12 protein-coding genes are annotated in these 19,204 nt (G+C 36.6%); 4 read left to right on the top strand and 8 right to left on the bottom strand.

The window, feature by feature from the left end:
- The first annotated feature begins 128 nt into the window (after positions 1-128).
- Positions 129-2,069 (top strand): KUP/HAK/KT family potassium transporter, encoded by a 1,941-nt coding sequence (locus tag ACFRAE_RS03580; RefSeq protein ID WP_422795743.1) that lies wholly within the window; start codon positions 129-131, stop codon positions 2,067-2,069.
- Between the two features lie 52 nt (positions 2,070-2,121).
- Here the strand turns inward: ACFRAE_RS03580 and ACFRAE_RS03575 are convergent, their stop codons facing one another.
- The 3 genes from ACFRAE_RS03575 to ACFRAE_RS03565 form a co-directional block, all read right to left on the bottom strand.
- Positions 2,122-4,107: a hypothetical protein gene (locus ACFRAE_RS03575; protein ID WP_422795742.1), complete on the bottom strand. Its 1,986-nt coding sequence runs from the start codon at positions 4,105-4,107 to the stop codon at positions 2,122-2,124.
- 111 nt (positions 4,108-4,218) lie between these two features.
- Positions 4,219-5,904: an amino acid permease gene (locus ACFRAE_RS03570; RefSeq protein WP_422795741.1), complete on the bottom strand. Its 1,686-nt coding sequence runs from the start codon at positions 5,902-5,904 to the stop codon at positions 4,219-4,221.
- 43 nt (positions 5,905-5,947) lie between these two features.
- Complete coding sequence (locus ACFRAE_RS03565; RefSeq protein WP_422795740.1) at positions 5,948-6,631, bottom strand: hypothetical protein; 684 nt, start codon at positions 6,629-6,631, stop codon at positions 5,948-5,950.
- Between the two features lie 89 nt (positions 6,632-6,720).
- Between ACFRAE_RS03565 and tyrS the strand changes: the two genes are divergently transcribed.
- Positions 6,721-8,004 carry a tyrosine--tRNA ligase gene (tyrS, locus tag ACFRAE_RS03560; protein ID WP_422795739.1) on the top strand — a complete coding sequence of 428 codons (1,284 nt, stop codon included), beginning with the start codon at positions 6,721-6,723 and terminating at the stop codon, positions 8,002-8,004.
- A 73-nt stretch (positions 8,005-8,077) separates the two neighbouring features.
- Here the strand turns inward: tyrS and ACFRAE_RS03555 are convergent, their stop codons facing one another.
- Positions 8,078-8,773, bottom strand: a complete 696-nt coding sequence (locus ACFRAE_RS03555) for a hypothetical protein (RefSeq protein WP_422795738.1) — start codon at positions 8,771-8,773, stop codon at positions 8,078-8,080.
- 219 nt (positions 8,774-8,992) lie between these two features.
- Between ACFRAE_RS03555 and ACFRAE_RS03550 the strand changes: the two genes are divergently transcribed.
- On the top strand, positions 8,993-11,602 hold the full coding sequence (locus ACFRAE_RS03550) for a DNA translocase FtsK 4TM domain-containing protein (protein ID WP_422795737.1): 2,610 nt from the start codon (positions 8,993-8,995) through the stop codon (positions 11,600-11,602).
- Positions 11,602-12,246, top strand: a complete 645-nt coding sequence (locus ACFRAE_RS03545) for a LolA family protein (protein WP_422795736.1) — start codon at positions 11,602-11,604, stop codon at positions 12,244-12,246. Before ACFRAE_RS03550 ends, ACFRAE_RS03545 begins: the two co-directional genes overlap by 1 nt.
- Before the next feature lie 66 nt (positions 12,247-12,312).
- Here the strand turns inward: ACFRAE_RS03545 and ACFRAE_RS03540 are convergent, their stop codons facing one another.
- The 4 genes from ACFRAE_RS03540 to ACFRAE_RS03525 are packed head-to-tail and all read right to left on the bottom strand — an operon-like array spanning position 12,313 to position 19,198.
- Complete coding sequence (locus tag ACFRAE_RS03540) at positions 12,313-14,064, bottom strand: hypothetical protein (protein ID WP_422795735.1); 1,752 nt, start codon at positions 14,062-14,064, stop codon at positions 12,313-12,315.
- Between the two features lie 52 nt (positions 14,065-14,116).
- Entirely contained in the window at positions 14,117-15,880 is a 1,764-nt protein-coding gene (locus ACFRAE_RS03535; RefSeq protein WP_422795734.1) for a hypothetical protein, read from the bottom strand.
- 20 nt (positions 15,881-15,900) lie between these two features.
- A complete protein-coding gene (locus ACFRAE_RS03530; RefSeq protein ID WP_422795733.1) occupies positions 15,901-17,715 on the bottom strand; it encodes a hypothetical protein in 1,815 nt (604 codons plus the stop codon).
- A gap of 19 nt (positions 17,716-17,734) precedes the next feature.
- The gene (locus tag ACFRAE_RS03525; RefSeq protein ID WP_422795732.1) at positions 17,735-19,198 is read right to left on the bottom strand and encodes a hypothetical protein; all 1,464 of its coding nucleotides are present in this window, start codon (positions 19,196-19,198) and stop codon (positions 17,735-17,737) included.
- Between the last annotated feature and the right edge of the window lie 6 nt (positions 19,199-19,204).

Here is a 19,204-nt window from a genome sequence, read left to right as displayed (position 1 = left end):
AAGGTAGAATTTATTTATTCGTATATGGAAAAAATATACTATGCTTAACAATTTTTAACAAGAAATATCGTTGTCGCATAAATTTATGTAATTTCGCTCCGTTTAAAAAACAAATTAAATCTCTTATTATGTCAACAGAACATAAACATAACCTGCAAAAATTAAGTTTATCAGGGTTACTCATTAGTTTAGGGATAATTTTTGGCGATATAGGGACTTCCCCGCTTTACGTTTTCAAGGCAATTTTTAATAAAGGTATCATTGAAGAAGCGGTAATCTATGGGGGATTATCGTGTATTTTCTGGACCTTAACTCTTCAAACAACCATTAAATACGTATTAGTAACATTAAATGCAGACAACAAAGGCGAAGGAGGAATATTATCCTTATATTCTTTGGTGCGTAAAAAAGCCAAATGGCTTATCATTCCAGCCATTATTGGTGCGAGTACCTTATTAGCAGACGGAATGATTACTCCAGCCATTACCATTTCATCAGCAGTAGAGGGAATCGCAATAAAGTCGCCTAATTTTCCGACTATTCCAGTGGTGGTCATCATAATCAGTTTATTATTTATTATTCAGCGATTTGGAACAAATATCGTAGGACGAGTGTTTGGACCACTGATGTTGATATGGTTCACGACGATTGGGGTTTTAGGAATTTCCTATTTAGGTCATTCCCCCGAAATCTGGAAATCGTTAAATCCATATTATGCCATTCAGTTATTAGCTACTTATCCCAATGCCTGGTTTATTATAGGTGCTATCTTTTTATGTACTACAGGAGCTGAGGCTTTATATTCCGATATGGGGCATTGTGGCAAATCAAATATTCGTATATCATGGATATTTGTGAAGGGGATGCTGGTATTAAATTATTTTGGCCAAGGAGCTTGGTTATTAGAGCATCAAGGAACCGTATTAGGAGATATTAATCCATTTTATGCCATTATGCCAAATTGGTTTGTGATATGGGGGGTTACTATTGCAACTATTGCAGCCGTGATAGCAAGTCAAGCCATGATTTCTGGTTCCTTTACTTTAATTGCTGAGGCCGTTCGATTGAATATTTGGCCAAAAGTGGCTATTCGTTATCCGAGCGATCATAAAGGGCAAATTTATGTTCCATCCGTAAACCTTATCCTTTATTTAGGGTGTATGTTAATCATTCTGATTTTTAGAGAGTCGAGCAACATGGAAGCAGCCTATGGTCTGGCGATCAATCTGACCTTCATCATTACCACCATTCTAATGACCATATTTATGCTACGTAAACGAATTAACCCAATTTTAGTAGGGCTATTCGCTTTAGTATACAGCGTCATTGAAATCACCTTCTTGATTGGAAATGTCAGCAAATTGGCTCACGGAGGATGGTTAACGTTATTGTTAGCGATGAGTTTATTTTTCGTTATGTTTTGCTGGTATGGGGCGCGCAAAATTAAAAATAGATTTGTTCGATTTGTGGATATTCGGGAGTTTTACCCTATTTTATCTGAATTAAGTGAAGATGAATCGGTTCCATACTTTTCATCCCACCTGGTTTATTTAACGAGTGCAAATAACATTCATGAAGTAGAATCTAAAATTACGTATTCTATTATAAACAAAAAACCCAAAAGAGCAGATGTGTATTGGTTAGCGCATGTTGATGTCATGGATAATCCGCATACTAGGGAATATAAAGTTACCCAGTTAGTTCCTGGTAAGTTAATAAGAATTGATTTTCATTTGGGATTTAGGGAGGAACAAAAAATCAGTCTCCTATTTCGCAAAGTCGTTGAAGATATGGTAAAAAATGGAGAAATAGATATTACAAGCAATTACAACACCTTGAAAAAACACGGTATACCAGGTGATTTCAATTTCGTAGTATTGGAGAAAGTAATTTCTAAAACCCATTTCTTAAAATGGAATGAGAAAATCATTTTAGAAGTTTATAAAATTTTAAAACGTTTGAGTTTATCGGAAGAAAAGGGATTTGGATTGGATAGTAGTTTTGTAACCTTAGAACGAGTGCCATTGACGATTCCGAATACTGAAGAGGTCAAATTGACCCGATTATAAAAACAATAATGTGGGGGATATCTCTATTTTAGTAGAAATATCCCTCTTAATGTTATTGGATTCTCCACAATTTAGTTTCTCCAGGCTTCAAATAACTTTTAAATTCCTTGGAATGCTGAACAACAGTTGTTCCTGAAATAGCATCCTTGATGGTAGCTTTAAAAGGTAAATGAATGGTCTTCTCCCCTCCTGCGGTGGCATGTAAACAAAGCCAACCATTTCCGGCATAAAAAACATCACCCGCTTGTATATATTGATGCAGTCCCAACGATTGACGCAAAGCCGCTAATTCCGTTGCATTCCAAAGTCTTTTATCCTGAAAAACTTCATTTTTTGAGTCTTTATGGTACTTAACCGTTTCTTGATGATCGGTATGAAGCACCGTTCCGCCAGCTTGTACAAATTGCTTAATCCAATCCTGTTCAGATGGAGTCAAATCCAATATTCCTAATAACCAAACAATTTGATATTTCTTTGGCTTTTTCTGTTCTAAATCTTCCCGTAAATATAAGTCATAGGGAGCTCCTAATTTCCCTAATTCATAGCGATTACTGAGTAATTGACCGCTTAAGCCGCCGAATGATGCATCCCGAAAAGCAAGCTTCTCATCAACAAAAACAGCGAAATCAGCATCCATATTTGAAAAGTCATCCCTCTTATTTTCCTGATGAAATTGTTGGCCCGACTGTATTACATGTAATAAGCGTGGATCACTAAACCATCCACCCCACATATCAAACCACCAACCGCCATAGCCATAAGCAAGCATCCTGCCGAGGTTTTTCCACAAGAAAGATTCAGAAATTTCCATAGATTCAGGACCTAACCATACGCCATCGACATAAAATCCTTCGCCCGGACTTATGTGAGGAGCCCTATCTTTCAACAAGGTAGTTATTGAAGTTCTTGTGTCATTTTCCGTCATCCACAATTTACCATGTAAATGAACCGAATGAACAGCGGCCATCGGTAACCAATCTACACCTGTTTGACGATTATAATCATTTGGACTTGATAAATAGTCTAAATCTTTACATTGTAATAATTGATACAGTGCACCATGCCCACGTCGAGGATCTTGCACAAAATTATGATACCCATAGAAAGCTCCAGTTAACAAATGCCGATGACTTTCTTTTTTAACTAGTTTACAGAAATGAATGATATGGTCGACCATATTTTCTGCTTGAAAACGAAATGTATCGTAATAGTTCATCTCCTTCGCTAAATCCCTCCAGCGATTTTCTATCCATTCTCCACTGATGTTTGCCAATTCCGCATTTTGAAAAGTAACCTGATCATTATTCCAAGACTCTTGCAAAGCTTTATTTGTTTTATACAAACTTTTTAACCAATGTCTAAAATGTTGGGTACGGATTGGATTTAAATCGTGAAACTTATCCTTATAATGATAAAACCATTCTTCCGTAAATCCTGCTGCAACATGAATTCCAATCAAATGATTAGCATATTTGGAATCATTTAACCAATGTATACATTGTTTTAAAACCTCACTAGCATCTTTGCGCCAATTTTCTGAGAATAAGCTAAACCGATAAGTACTCCCGTCGGGTTGCATAGCGGAATTCCCTGGGTTTTGTTCCTCCCACCATGTTGGGGGATCCAGATGAAGTCTTAAAATCACCTTTGCATTTGGATCTACGCTTAAAATAGCTTCAAAATCAGTGGTAATACTGGAAAAATCATGTGGCCCCTTCTTTTGCCAAATAGCAGCGCGAAAAGGCTTAATTCCAGAAGTAGAATTGATTCCTCGATCGCCCAAGTATGCTGGGATATTATAAATATGTAACCCTTGCTGGGCTATTTCTTGATAAAATTTTGGCTCACCCAAATAGGACATATATGCATAAGGCGGATAATCTTTTCCATCAATAGAAAATGATGTAATGCCTTCCTTTTGTACCACTTTGCTGCTAGGAAAATGAATGGTTTGCGCAGTTAATAGCGCAATATGAAGAACAGCACATAAGGCAAAGACAAATAGGTATTTACTTGTAATAACTTTAAATAATCGCATGAACATAGGGAAAGCTTAAGGTTCTATAGGTTTAAATGTCAGAATTACAAGATATAAAAAAAGCTTGAAACTCTTTCGAGAATCAAGCTTTTCTTCTTATCATATTTTACTTTAGGAAATAGAACGCAATTTGGAGTTTCTATACCCATAAGCAAAGTAAATTACTAAACCTACTAATAGCCACAACACAAATATAATCCAATTACTAGCTCCAAGTTCGGTCATTAAATATAGATTTATCAAAATTCCAGTGACTGGCAATAAAGAAAAATTATATTTAAAACTTAATACACTAACAATTAACCAAACGATCCAAAAAATAATCAATAAGGACTTATGTAATAAAATGGCCGAAGAACCCATTGTTAACCAATCGGCTAGGTTCTCCTCCCCATAGGTTAATGCGATGTAAACTCCGATAATAAAACTGATTCCAACGATATACTTACCATTGATGTATGGCACTTTAAATTTGGACTTTTTAGATATCCCTGAGTAATCCATATATAAAACACCACAACAAACCAAAATAAAGGCGAAGAACGTTCCTACAGAAGTTAAATCGACAAAGAAATCCATTTTGAAAAACAAGGCAGGAATAGCCACTACAAAACCTGTAACAATGGTTGCAAAGGAAGGTGTCTTATATTTTGGATGGATGGTAGCAAATTTTTTCCATAATAAACCATCTCGACTCATAGTCATCCATATCCTTGGTTGAGCTAATTGAAAAACAAGTAAAGCGGATGTAATCGCAATGACGGATGTAACAGAAATAATGCCCGCCATATGGTCGAAACCTACGTATTCAAATACATAAGCTAAAGGATCTTTCACATTTAATTCTTTATAATTTACCATACCCGTAAGGACTAAGGTAATCGCTACGTACAATACAGCACAAATCAACAAACAATAAATCATCGCTTTAGGAAGATCCCTTTGTGGATTTTTGCATTCTTCTGCCGTTGTAGAGATGGAGTCAAAACCGATAAAGGCAAAAAATACCGCAGCTACCCCACTCATCACCCCCGACATACCATTAGGCGCAAATGGAGTCCAGTTTTCAGGTTTAACAAAAAATATCCCTCCTAAAATAACGGCTAGAATAATACCGATTTTTATGATCACCATGATATTACTCGCCTTCCTAGATTCTTTAATACCAATGTATACTAGCCAGGTAACGAGTACAGTAATTAATCCTGCAGGTGCATCGAAGAGAATGGGAACATCAGCAATGCGGGGTGCTGTTTGATAAGCTTGCAAGGCAATCCTGTCAATGTTTTCCATCTTATCGAGACCGACTTCCAGAAATTTCTGCTGTGCATCTAATGCATAACCGGGAGCCATAGTCATCCATTTGGGTAAATGAATGCCAAAGCCCTCTAACATGGATACAAAATATTGAGACCAGGATATGGCAACAACCATATTGGACACGGCATATTCTAACACGAGTGCCCAGCCAATAATCCATGCAAAGAGTTCTCCAAAAGCAACATACGCATAGGTATAGGCACTTCCGGACACGGGAACTGTACTTGCAAATTGCGCATAAGATAATGCCGTGAAAACACAAGCAAACGCGACAAAAACAAATAATAAGGATACCGCAGGACCGCCATTGTAACTGGCTAAACCAATTGTACTAAATATCCCTGCTCCTACAATCGCTGCAATTCCTAAGGATACTAAATCCCGAACGCCTAATATTTTTGCCAATCCAGATCCACCATGTTCAGCATCTGCAAGGATTTGATCAACACTCTTCTTACGGAAAAGTCTATTCGCCATTTTGAGTCAATTTTATTGGATGATGGTACAAATGTGAAAAAAATTACGACAAATATGTCATGTTATCCTGAATATATGCGTAGATAACTTTAAAATTCTGCAATTCTTTGGCTTTATAGTCTATTAAAACTTGAGTGAGTTCCATGCGCTGGTCAGCATTGGTTTCAAATTGCCATATGCGCTTAGCTATATTAAACAAGGGTTTTGAAATGGCATTGATATCCTTGTATTCAAAGATGTATTTCCAGGAAATAAAATCTTCATAAAACTTCATAAATGCCTCTATATCGGGTACAGCAATTGTTTTTAGGTAACTTCTAATACTATTTCTATCGGCATGTTCTAAATGTTCATACAATCGAGAGACATTGACCAATTCTTGTTCAATAAGTAAGTGATCTAATAGCAGTTCTATAGCAATGTGTGCCATAAAGGATGGTCGAATAGGTAAACCTGCTAATGGCTTTTGTAACTGCAATCGCAATTGATGGCAGTGTTCTAAGAAAAATTCGCTTCCATGAAATAGTTTATCTACTTCTACATGCCTATACCATCCCTCACTTATCTGCCTAGTTTTGGGGTTTGCAAAAAGTATTTCTTCTGATTTCTGTGGATGAAAAGTATAGGATTTATCGACGTTTTTGAGTAAATCTGGCAACAATGCCCCGACTAACCGTTGAGAATGAATGGCAAACCGTTCAAAATAAAAATGCGAAAGAAAATTCATATATCACCCAATATCCCAAGAAATTATCTGTAAGATACACTATAAACTATTATCTTTGCAATCTTAAATAAAAAACTTAAGGGTATATTATGAACTTTGTAGAAGAACTGCGCTGGAGAGGCATGCTTCAAGATATCATGCCAGGGACAGAAGATTTGTTGAATAAAGAGCAGGTAGCAGGCTATATTGGCTTTGATCCGACAGGCGATTCCCTACATGTTGGTCATTTAACTCAAATCATGACCTTAATCCATTTTCAACAAGCAGGTCACAAACCTGTAGCATTAGTGGGTGGTGCAACGGGCATGATCGGAGACCCTTCCTTCAAATCGGCCGAACGCAATCTATTGGATGAAGCCACACTACAATTCAATGTTGAAGCTTTAAAAAATCAGTTAGCAAAATTTTTAACATTTGGAGAAGGTGCTACAGATGCTAAAATGGTAAATAATTACGATTGGTTTAAAGATTTCAGATTCTTAGACTTCATTCGTGACATTGGCAAATTGATTACAGTAAACTATATGATGTCCAAAGATTCTGTAAAGAAACGCTTGGAAGGAGAAAATGGTTTATCGTTCACCGAATTTACTTACCAATTGATTCAAGGTTATGATTTTTATTATTTGTGGAAACACCACAATTGTAAAGTTCAAATGGGTGGATCGGATCAATGGGGGAATATTGTAACCGGAAGTGAACTCATCAGAAGACAGGATCAAGGTACGGCATACGCGATTACCACTCAATTGATTAAAAAATCTGATGGTCAAAAGTTTGGAAAAACGGAATCTGGAGCTGTTTGGTTAGATCGTAAAAAAACATCGCCCTATAAGTTTTACCAATTTTGGTTAAATGCCTCCGATGAGGATAGTAAAAACTGGATCCGAATATTTACGTTAAAACCGAAAGAAGAAATTGAAGCTATAATTGCAGAACATGATACTGCCCCGCATTTACGTTTAGTACAAAAAGCGTTAGCCAAAGATATCACTATTCGAACGCATTCAGAACAGGATTACGAAACTGCCGTGAAGACCTCTGAATTTTTATTCGGCAATGGCGACTTATCCTTTTTAGCGAACTTGAATCACGAGGAAGTCTTGGAAGTTTTTGATGGCGTTCCTCAGTTTGAACTTGCCAAAGAGAAATTAAATGCTGGAATTCATATTCTAGATCTATTAGCTGTAGATACGCAAGTGTTTGCCTCTAAAGGTGAAGCTAGAAAAATGTTGCAAGGGGGTGGCGTTTCTTTAAACAGAGAAAAATTGACAGATATTGAGGCTAGCATTAATGCGCATTCTTTAATTAATGATCGTTATTTGATTGCTCAGCGAGGAAAGAAAAACTATTACCTCATCACTGTATCTTAGTATTTAAATATATATAAAAAGCCTCCATAACGTACGTTATGGAGGCTTTTTATATGGATAATAACTTATTCTTTTAGTATTTAATTACCTCATATTTATATGTTTTTTGCTGATTTATAGGATTGGTTTGTACATATAAGCAAATGGTGTAAATACCTTTATTTAGCGGTGATAGGGTAAAATTTAATTCTGGCAATTCCTCATTGATCAGGCTCGTAGAAAAAGTAAGTGTGCCTAACGCTTCGGTTTTGAAATCAGTAACTTCCACGTTCAAGCTTTGGCTCTCAGTCTTCACAGCATTACTAATCGATAATTTTAAGCCCTTCTCTTCAATTAAATTTACAATTCGAATTTTACATTCATTTTCCTTCGGAAAGGATAAGTCGTCCTGCGACAACAAATATTTAGCTTGATTAGCTCCATAAAAAAATATGGAATACAATTTATTGGCTTCAAAACTCATAGGCCCCTTAAATAGGAAGGAGTTCGCATATTTCGCCTGTAAACTAATCGTTCGAACACCTGGGAAAATGGTGCGATACGGAATATAAGAACCCGCAGGAAAATCATCTATTTCAGAGCTATAAAACTTTTCATCGATTTTCATATTTAACGAATTGCTCATCGACAGCCCGTTAAAACAAGCTAATCCTGCATAATTACCTCGATCTGTATTTTGAAACTCATCCATATCTTTTTGACAACTTCCCATAAACCATAGACCAATAACCAGGATATAGCTGAATAGACTTTTCTTCGTTGATTTCATACCTCTATTAAATTCCAAAATAAATCACTTGCTATAACGAGTTTGGAGAACTTATTGCTACAAATAGAAAAAATCAAATCAATAGTTTGGCTATGAAGGATACATTTATAGGAAGTTATGAACATGATGTCTACTGGAGTGCTTCATTGTGCCTAGGAGGTTAATAGGAATCATGAAAGTTTTTTTTAAGTTTGTACTAAGAAAAATAGCCTCATTTGCATGGCAAAATTAAACACATTTAAGAATAGTAGCGGATCTGTAGGGAGTAAAAAGACGAAAAACACGACTTTATCCTATCAAAAAAGAATTAAATCAAAGTCCATTGATCAAATCAACTTTTCGGAGGGCCAACGCAAGGCACTCAAGATCGTTGGATTGTTTTTGCTTTTATTAGCAGGGTTATTTGCTGTGGCATTTGTTTCCTACCTTTTTACCTGGAAAGCAGATCAAAGTTACATCGCTCAAAGTAATGGAAGTTGGAGCAACTTGTTAAAAACAACGGATGAGCTTCAGGATGATACCCTGGATATACCCATGGTTGAAAATAAATTGGGAAAATTCGGTGCACTATTAGCGAATCAATTTATTTACGAATGGTTTGGGGTGGCCTCCTTCCTTTTTATCATTGTACTGTTTGTATTGGGATATAAACTGCTGTATAAACGATCCATACTTCCTGTTTGGAATACCGTTTTATATGCATTTATATCCATTATATTACTATCTGTAACCTTTGGTTTTATTCAGGATTTTATCGCGGACACTCCACATATTTTAGAAGGGAAATTCGGTTTTTGGACTAATCAAATATTAAAATCTCAAATTGGTACGATTGGAACGGCAGGACTATTAATTTTCATCGTGCTTACGGCTTTGGTATTGATTTATAATTTTGATTTGAAGTTATCAATCATGTCTAAAAAGAATCAACTGGATGAGGATACTGAGGATGAGGAAGAAGATGAAGACCTGACGAATATGAGTGCAGTAAATAAAATAAATAGTGTAAAAACAGCTATTGCTACCCATACTTACTCGCATCGTGAGGAACCTGAAAACCTTGTTGAAGAAGAAGACGAACAGTTAACAGAGGAAGAGGAAAATTTGCTGAATATCCCGCTACAAGTAAATCAAATAAGAAATCCTGAACCCAAAAGTTCTCATGTTTCTGAACAAGAAATTGCTTTTAGTATTGAAGAGACCATTCCTCCGGTAGCGATAGTTCAAGAAAAGGTAGAACCTGATTTTGTGGTTCAGAAACCTATCGAGGAAAAACCTATTTCGGCTAATGATTTGGTTGAAAAGTTTGGTTTATATGATCCTAAATTAGATCTATCGGGTTACCAATATCCTAGTCTTGATTTACTGAAAGATTATGGCACAGGAAAAATCACCATTAATCAGCAAGAATTAGAGGCTAATAAAAATAGGATTGTTGAGACCCTAAGAAATTATAGCATTGAGATTGAACACATCAAAGCGACAATTGGTCCTACTGTTACTTTGTATGAAATTATCCCTAAACCGGGGGTACGTATTTCTAAAATCAAAAACTTAGAGGATGATATCGCACTAAGCTTAGCCGCATTAGGGATTCGAATTATCGCTCCTATGCCAGGAAAAGGTACAATTGGTATTGAGGTACCAAGTAGTACTCCAGAAATGGTTTCTATGCGCTCTATATTAGCCACAGAGAAATATCAGAAGACTGATATGGACCTGCCTATTGCATTGGGTAAAACCATATCGAATGAGGTTTATATAGCTGACTTAGCAAAAATGCCACACTTACTGGTCGCTGGTGCGACAGGTCAAGGTAAATCTGTAGGTATCAACGCCATTTTAACATCCCTCTTATTCAAAAAACATCCTGCCGAACTAAAATTTGTGTTGGTTGACCCTAAAAAAGTGGAGCTTTCATTATTCAAAAAAATAGAAAGACACTTTTTAGCAAAATTGCCGAATGAGGATGAAGCCATTATCACGGATACTAAAAAAGTAATTAACACCTTAAATTCGCTGTGTATTGAAATGGATCAACGTTATGATCTGTTAAAAAATGCTCAGGTAAGGAATTTAAAGGAATATAATGTAAAATTTATCAATCGCAGATTAAACCCTGAGGAGGGTCATCGATTCTTACCGTTTATAGTTCTTATTATTGATGAATTTGCCGATTTGATGATGACTGCTGGAAAGGAAGTGGAAACTCCCATTGCACGTTTGGCACAATTAGCCCGTGCAGTAGGTATACACTTGGTAATTGCTACACAACGTCCTTCTGTCAATATCATTACAGGTACTATTAAAGCAAACTTCCCGGCGCGTTTAGCATTTAGGGTATTGTCTAAAGTAGATTCAAGAACCATCTTAGATAGTGGTGGTGCAGATCAACTGATTGGACGTGGGGATATGCTTTTATCTACTGGTAGTGATTTGATACGGATTCAATGTGCTTTTGTGGATACTCCAGAGGTCGATCAGATATCAGATTACATTGGCTCTCAACGTGGATATCCTTCTGCTCATTACTTACCAGAATATATCGATCCGAATGGCGAAGGCGGTGAAATTGCCGATTTTGATATGGATAGCCGAGATCAATTGTTTGAGGAAGCTGCTCGATTAATAGTCATGCATCAACAAGGTTCAACATCATTAATACAGCGTAAATTAAAATTAGGTTATAACCGCGCTGGAAGAATCATAGATCAATTGGAAGCTGCAGGTATTGTAGGTCCTTTTGAAGGAAGTAAAGCCCGTGAGGTGCTCTACCCCGATGAATATTCTTTAGAACAGTTTTTAGAAACGTTAAGAAAAAATCATTAATGATGAAAAAATTAATTTATGTATGGGTTGCCTTATTTTCAATAAGTTCCCTATATGCTCAGGATAACTTTGCTAAAAATCTATTGGATGAGGTTTCCAAGAAATACGATAGTTATAAAACTATTCAATCTGATTTTACCTTTAAAGCGACCAATGCACAAGGAGAATCCTATTCGGATAAGGGACAATTATTTCTAAACAAAGCCAAGCAAAATTACCATATCGTGTTGCCTGCTCAGGAATTAATATCTGATGGAAAATCTGTATGGTCTGTTTTGAAGGAAGATAAGGAAATTCAAGTTACTGATGCGGAAAACAATGATCAAAGTATCGGTCCTAATAATATTTTCACATTCTATCGTAAAGGGTATAAATACATCAGCATGGATGATGAGACTGTAGATAAGGCTGGGAAAATGAATGTGGTGGAATTATCTCCAATTGATTCTAAGAGTAATTATTTTAAAATTAAAGTCCGAATCAATAAAAATAAACATATTCATGATGTTGCCATCTTTGATAAGTCTGGAGCAAAATATACTTATACCATCCAAACACTGTATGTAAATCATCAAATTGCTGATAGTCATTTTGTGTACGAAAAGAATAAATTCCCAGGTATGGAACTAGTAGATCTTCGGTAAGATCAAAAAAATAAAATAGAAAAAGCAGACCAATTGGTCTGCTTTCTTTTTTTTACTTAACCTAATTTACTTAACAACCTTGACAGAAAGATTTAATCTTGCCCCTGGTGCAGTATCTCCGTTGATGTACCAATCTAATGGGTCATCCTTCATCATATTATCCGACCATTTAAATTCAATGGTAAATACATCTGACGGCAATGCAATTAATTGGTAAGGTATTTTAACAACCAATTCATTGTTGTTGCTTTCAAATTTTATCTTCTGAATATCTTGCCAAGCTCCCTGAACATAGCGTTGTAAACGCTCGCCTTGCACTACACGATAGTCGTATCCATTCCATCCTGACTGATAGTTTTCATCGGTATTAATCCAAAGAGTCATCCAATTTTTTCCAGTACGTTCGGATAAGGTATTTGCCGTGTTCACATAGAACGCCAATTCATTTGCTGAGGAAGCTAGTTTTAGCTCGTGTAGATCATTTCTACCTGACTCATTGGTATAAATAACTTTTGGCTCTGATTGCGCACCTGGATTATTTCTCTTTTGAATATCTCCCACATAATCTTTATAAAGAGTTGGAATATTTGCCCATGCAGTAAGTGCTGGCAATGCGGTTCCTCTTTTTACTGATTGTATAGCATCCGTTCCTTTATATTTTCTTATGTTACCAATCATTTGCAGGTAGTAGCTATCTTTTAATCCATCAGTCCAAGATGGTTCAATATCTCTACTATATTCTGCATTTGCTTGATCGACAAAATGCGCTTCATTCTTATCTAAATTCTCCCTAGACCATTTTCCTGCAATCCATTCATTCCATCCTGTAATAAAAATAAAAGGTACATCCTGGCTTAATGCAAAATCCCATTGCTCCTGGATATTATAACCATATGCCACTTCCTTTGTTGGATTTCCAGGATTGTTATTACGGAAGCTTCTACCCCAGTTTCCTGCTTTACCATAGAATGCGGAGCCTCCCATAGATGCCGTTAAATTAGGGTGCTGTGATGCAGAAACATTCACAATTTCACGCTCACCTTTATGGTTTTTATAAACGTTTTGTGGTCTTTGAAATTCTATCCACGGCCAACCATCCACTTTTTCAGGTTCATTAGGCCATTGGGATTCGCGAATCGTAAAAAACTTTTCATAGTTTTTTCCTTTAGCTTCTTTAGATAAGCCGATAATCAAAGGCTTACCTTCTAAATAATACCAATTGTCAGGCATTTTATCTTTGGCTTCAGGAGCATAAAACGTATCGTATATATCCTGCATGGCTTCGCCAGATTGTGTATTGGTATAAAAGATCAATTTAGGGGCAGGCTTACCTTGTTTACGAAGCTCCATCATGGCATTCATCAAGACGCGAGTCTCTTTCGCATAGGTGAGCCTATTTGTTGCATCCAAGACTAAAAAGTCAACCTGAGCATCAGCTAATAATTGCATGTTTCGGTGGTGCACCCAAAAATCATCTCCGCGGTAGTATCCATAGATAGGTTCTCCCCAGAAATAGTACTTGCCTGCTCCTGCTGATCCTCCTCCCCAGTTGGGATGATGAAAATCAAGAAATACTTCCGGATGATATTGATATAATTTACTTAAATCCCAATTTCTCTCTGATGTAGGTGATCCTGCATGACCTTGCCATAAAAAGTAAAAAATACCTACTTGTTTACCTGTCTTTTTAGCTCCTACTTCATGATAAGCTGGCAATACTCGGCCTAAATCATCTATTGCAGTAATGCTTTGTGCATGAGTTTCTAAGCCTAAAGCTAAAGAACCTAAAAACAACAATGACTTCCAATCTTTTCTCATATCTATTTTTATTATATTGTTTTGGAATCAATAGATTCCCTCTTTCCGATTTTTACGGTTTTAAATAATTCTTAACCCAATTTACTGGATCACTATTAAACAGTGTAAGCATCTCTTTAGCTGTTTTTTCACCAGGTTCATTGGTCATATACCCTTTTTCTTGATTTTTGATATCTAACTCCATAATTTCCCGAAAACGCCTCAACAAATCCGTTGGAATATTTTCTTGTTTCTCTACATATTTCCGCATCAAAAAAACTAGATTCACCTCCCTACAATACACTTGTATGGCACGCATCACCTGTTCAAAAGTAGCTACATCCTGAATCGATTTTTTTACATATTCACTTTTCGCAGGATCATTCTTCAGTTGACTTAATGCTTTTTCCAGATTTGATTTTGCTAATACAAATTGATCTGCGGCCTCTTTAGCGCGCAATTCAATATCTTCATAAAACCACGGGTCTAAGACTTCTTCTTCAGTGATCATGAATAAGCTTCTTCTGGTAGATTTCCAACTAGGGGAAGGAGCAACAGCTCCTGATATCCAAGCCTTATCCCATTTGTGAAATACATGGACACCAGCAACCGCTTTTGGAAGATAGCGAAACCGCCAAGTGGCATCCCACGGGAAAAGCTGCAATCCTTGCGAAATATTTTCCCAGGCGGTCAACATATCATTTTTAGCAGTTCCATAAGGTGTAGCCAGTTGATTTAATCCATCCTTTAACGTTAGGTTAGGATTCTTCAACTTCATACCGGCCATCAATAAACTCGGATCATAACTATCCGGTAATAATCCGAAATATTCCTTTACTCCAACTAAGTCTTTTAAAGAGTACATGGCCTCCAATTGTTCAAATACCAATCGGGGAGCTGGAATATGTTGCATTGGCTCTACCTCTTCGTTTGCACTCGCTAAGAATAATTCTCCAACAACTGGAATTTGTTCCTTTTTTAAAATATTGACCATATTTCTAAACCATACGTCTACAGGTCTAGACAATTGTACTTCAGCAATATTCGAGTGTAAAAAGAAACCAAAGTTTTTACGGGGTAGATTAGGAATACAAGCATAAATTTGACCTGCAGACATTTCCCAAGGCTCCCACCATAACATTCCTTTGGGTTGTAGTTTCCCCCAAGTTTCAGTCATTGTCTTTACGAATGGTGTCACTCGTTCATGCAGCGGTACATCTTTATCGAATTTACTGTTCCCAAACTCACTCCCTATCCAAGCCTCTTGATCAAAAGTATACAATTGAATATCATCTAGGTCTGGTACTTCCTGATGCAAGCGCTTTAAAAGTGCGACATAATGATCGACTATCTTCGGATTTGAAATACTATTCAATTCGGTTACTTTATCAATCAATTCAGGCATCAAAACCCGGTACAGGGAATCCACATTGGGAGCTCCAAAATGAAAAACGGTCCGCATACCCCATTTTTTTGCAATCTTTACCCTAGACTTCAGCTCCGCTAATCGTTCTGCAATACGCTCTTTAGATCCTCTACCTTTACCTTCAACATACAAGACATCTTCTAAATTGAGAGGCTCATCAGCAGGTCTAGCACCCCAGGCAATATTTATTTGTAACATATTAAATCCCAAATCTTTCAATGCCTTCATTTGACTATCGTCATATCGAATATCTGGATTAGCTGGATTTCCAATGATGGCAATTTTATAAGGGAATGGTTTAAATGCTTCTTGACCAAATACCTGAAAAGAATAAGAACAGAAAGCGATAATTATTAAAATATATTTTTTAATATTCAATGGACCAAGGTGTTGGAGCTTAAATAAATTCATAACTTAATTCTGTTTCAATGCTAATTAGTTTTGTATACAAAATTAAATCTTCCTCCAGGTGCAACATCACCATTGACATAGAAGTCCATTATGTTTCCATTCTCCTGCATATTATCACTCCACTTAAACTCAATATCTAAATGTTCGCCAGTTAGATTGAAAATTTGTTTTGCAATAGCCAATTCTAATTTATTATTCGTTAAGCTCATTGTTCCTAAACCGGCCTTAGTCCATTCCCAACGGTTACCCACATTCTTTTCTACGATTACTTTGTTACTTTGAGGACTTTGACGATTAATAATAAAATCATATCCATTCCAACCGGTTTTTTTATTTCTATCTATATCAATAAAAAGCATCATCCAGTTGCGGTCCGTTGAAGAACTTAACTTATTGGCTGTTTCTACATAAAAATAAACTTGTTTTTGATCCCTAGCGACTTTAGCGCCAATAATATCATTTCTACCGGTTTTATTGGTGTAGTATTCGCTATAACGTCCTCGATGATCCCGATGCATTGTATTACCTTTATAATGTTGGTAATAAGGTTGTACAGCATTCCAATCCGTTATTTTACCGAGAGTAATAGTCTTAGGACCAGACACAGCATCCATAGGATCCATGCCTTTGAATTTTCTTACATTATCGATTAACTGTTGATAATACACATCACCCTTATCTCCCCAACCTTTATTCGGTTCGATATCTCGACTATGATCCCAATCGTATTGATCCACAAAAGAGAATGGATCTCCCGTCCAATTATGCTCAGGTAACCATTGTCCAGCAATATATTCGTTCCAACCCGTAACAAACACCAATTCCGGATCTAATTCATATGCACGATTCCATTGTTCTTGAAAATTCCAACCGTATAAATAACCATCTACACGAGGATCGAAACCATTAACCATACTGAAGCTTCTTCCATAGGTACCAGGTAAGTTAAATGCTGAACAGTGTCCATTTGTTGAGGGTCCTGCATTTTGCGCTACCCCTACGGATACTTGTTCAAATTTTCCATTTCCATCATCTACATAACCGTGTTGAGGATAATTTTCCAACCATGCCCAATGATCCTTGCGCTTAGGTCCATCCACATAATCCGGTTGCCCAGGTCTAAACGTAAAGAAATTAGCTATTTCTTGATCCACACCTGATTTCTCTAAATTATCTGGATAAGCCATAATACATGGTTTACCTTTCCAATTAAACCACAGGTTTTTATAACGACCTGGCTGATAAAGATCTTTATACAATTGTCTTAATGAAACTGCGGAATGAGGTACAGGTCCAAAAGGTAACATAAAAGCAATTTTAGGGACTTTTACTCCATCTTTCTGTGCTTGATCCCATGTTTTCAATAAGGCTTCATAAGACTCTTGCCAAGTTAAACTTCCATTCGTACAATCAAAGAATACCACATCTACACCTGCATCTGCCAACATTTCTGCATGCTTACGCAATACCCAGGTATCTGTTGTTTTATAGTAACCAAATAACGGTTCTTCCCAAAAGAAAAAACCAGGTTTCTTAGTTCCCCATCCTGGGTGGTTATAATCCTTCATTGCCTCCGGAAACTCGCGGACAATATTGGTCACATTTTTAACTTGATAGGTGGTATCATCATTTCCTTGATGCCATGTCCAATAAAACATAGCTACTACTTTATCTCCTTTTTTCTTACCTGCTTTTGAATGTTCCACCGCTTTTCTACCCAATGCATCTGTAAATGACCATTGGTCTGAATTCACTTGATAGGAATTTTGAGCTTGGGTATCAGTTGAAAGTAATCCCGCTAATAATATTGAGGATAAAATCGATTTTCTAATCATAAGTTTATAAATAGGTTTGCTACTTATTTAATTTTTCAGAATCAAAGCTGATTGGGTGCCATTTGGTTTTCCAATTTCCCCAATCTTTGCCATAGCCATAAGCCAGAAACTGTTGTTTATTTGGGTCTATGTGTCCCATCTCATCTGCGCTCCATCCACAATTATGTAAATACTGCTCAGCCAATTCGGAAATCTTACTAACTTGTTTAAAATGATATCCATCGTTAGATTCCCAAAGCAATAAATGGCTCTCAGGCGATAATCTAGATGCCGTATGCAGCATGTAAAATTTATTTAAATCAGGTCGATATTTAACATCTGCATGATCTCCTTTATCGATATTGTTTTGATCAAGTGCAATTCCTTTTTGTTGAAGATTTCGAGGCCAATTTTCATCTTTTGCATCAGCTACTGCAACACGGACTTCATGTTTTGATTTATCCCGCCATGTATAATAAAAATACAAACTGTCATTTTTTATAACCATGGATGGTTCTCCGGCTCCCCATGCATCTTTATTTCCATCAAATGTAACTACTGGTTGTGGAGCATTGCCCCAGCCCTTTCCATCCCATTTTTCCCAAGGACCTTCTGGACTTAGCGATCTTGCCACGTAGACGTGATTAAAAATCATTCGAATATCTTCGGTCGATGTGTAACCTAAATAGTAATATTTCCCATACTTTACTACTCCTGGATCACAGATAGAAAATTCATCTCGAGTACCCTCCGTTGGTTTCAAAACCATTTTTTCATCAGACCAAGTCTTCCCTTGATCTGTACTTTTCTTATAGGCTACTTGATCCCAATAAACCGCAGCATTACTTACATCATTCATGACAAATGATTTATAATTATGTGTTTGGATTTTTCCATCTAGATAGGAAGATACCTGATTCGTTTCACCAGCTAATGCCCACACACCTGCCGAACCAACACCTTCATGAATCACCCATAAATAGGTTCCAGCTTTAAATTTTTGTTCATTAGTTAATTTTAAAATGGAATTATCAGCATAATTTTCAAACCGTTGACTACTAATCACAGGCCCCTGAATTGTTTTTTCGTAATCGGTATTCCATTGGTATAACGAAAGTGTTAAACTGCTATTCTTGCTATTCCAATTAGGACAAATAGCTGCAATAGCATAAAAATCACTTTCATTAGTAAACTTCTGAGCAACTCTTGTTTGATCCCTAACGGGTATTGGAGATTCTTTAACAAATTCCTGATATTGCAAATGGTCCACGCCGTGAATCCCTCCTGGAGAAGCAAACCAAGCGTGTATAGTGCCATCCTTATCAATTATTATGGAAGGTCCATATCGATATCCACCACCATCGTAAATATCCCATCCAGGCTCTAATTTAAATGTAGCTTCCTTACCATTTACTTCTTGTTCACGAGCTGGAATAGATTGGCAGGAATAGGTTCCCAAAGCAAGTAAAAATAGCCCGAAATTAAAACGAATAATATTCAACATAGTTGG

The organism is Sphingobacterium sp. HJSM2_6 (assembly GCF_049316305.1).
Lineage (GTDB): Bacteria > Bacteroidota > Bacteroidia > Sphingobacteriales > Sphingobacteriaceae > Sphingobacterium.
Note: the sequence above shows the minus strand (reverse complement) of the source record. Positions and strands in the feature narration are given on the sequence as shown.

Bases quoted from the DNA above. Each gene is read 5' to 3' on its own strand.
- ACFRAE_RS03580 (WP_422795743.1), top strand. From the start codon at position 129: ATGTCAACAGAACATAAACATAACCTGCAAAAATTAAGTTTATCAGGG.
- ACFRAE_RS03575 (WP_422795742.1), bottom strand. From the start codon at position 4,107: ATGCGATTATTTAAAGTTATTACAAGTAAATACCTATTTGTCTTTGCC.
- ACFRAE_RS03570 (WP_422795741.1), bottom strand. From the start codon at position 5,904: ATGGCGAATAGACTTTTCCGTAAGAAGAGTGTTGATCAAATCCTTGCA.
- ACFRAE_RS03565 (WP_422795740.1), bottom strand. From the start codon at position 6,631: ATGAATTTTCTTTCGCATTTTTATTTTGAACGGTTTGCCATTCATTCT.
- tyrS (WP_422795739.1), top strand. From the start codon at position 6,721: ATGAACTTTGTAGAAGAACTGCGCTGGAGAGGCATGCTTCAAGATATC.
- ACFRAE_RS03555 (WP_422795738.1), bottom strand. From the start codon at position 8,773: ATGAAATCAACGAAGAAAAGTCTATTCAGCTATATCCTGGTTATTGGT.
- ACFRAE_RS03550 (WP_422795737.1), top strand. From the start codon at position 8,993: ATGGCAAAATTAAACACATTTAAGAATAGTAGCGGATCTGTAGGGAGT.
- ACFRAE_RS03545 (WP_422795736.1), top strand. From the start codon at position 11,602: ATGATGAAAAAATTAATTTATGTATGGGTTGCCTTATTTTCAATAAGT.
- ACFRAE_RS03540 (WP_422795735.1), bottom strand. From the start codon at position 14,064: ATGAGAAAAGATTGGAAGTCATTGTTGTTTTTAGGTTCTTTAGCTTTA.
- ACFRAE_RS03535 (WP_422795734.1), bottom strand. From the start codon at position 15,880: ATGAATTTATTTAAGCTCCAACACCTTGGTCCATTGAATATTAAAAAA.
- ACFRAE_RS03530 (WP_422795733.1), bottom strand. From the start codon at position 17,715: ATGATTAGAAAATCGATTTTATCCTCAATATTATTAGCGGGATTACTT.
- ACFRAE_RS03525 (WP_422795732.1), bottom strand. From the start codon at position 19,198: ATGTTGAATATTATTCGTTTTAATTTCGGGCTATTTTTACTTGCTTTG.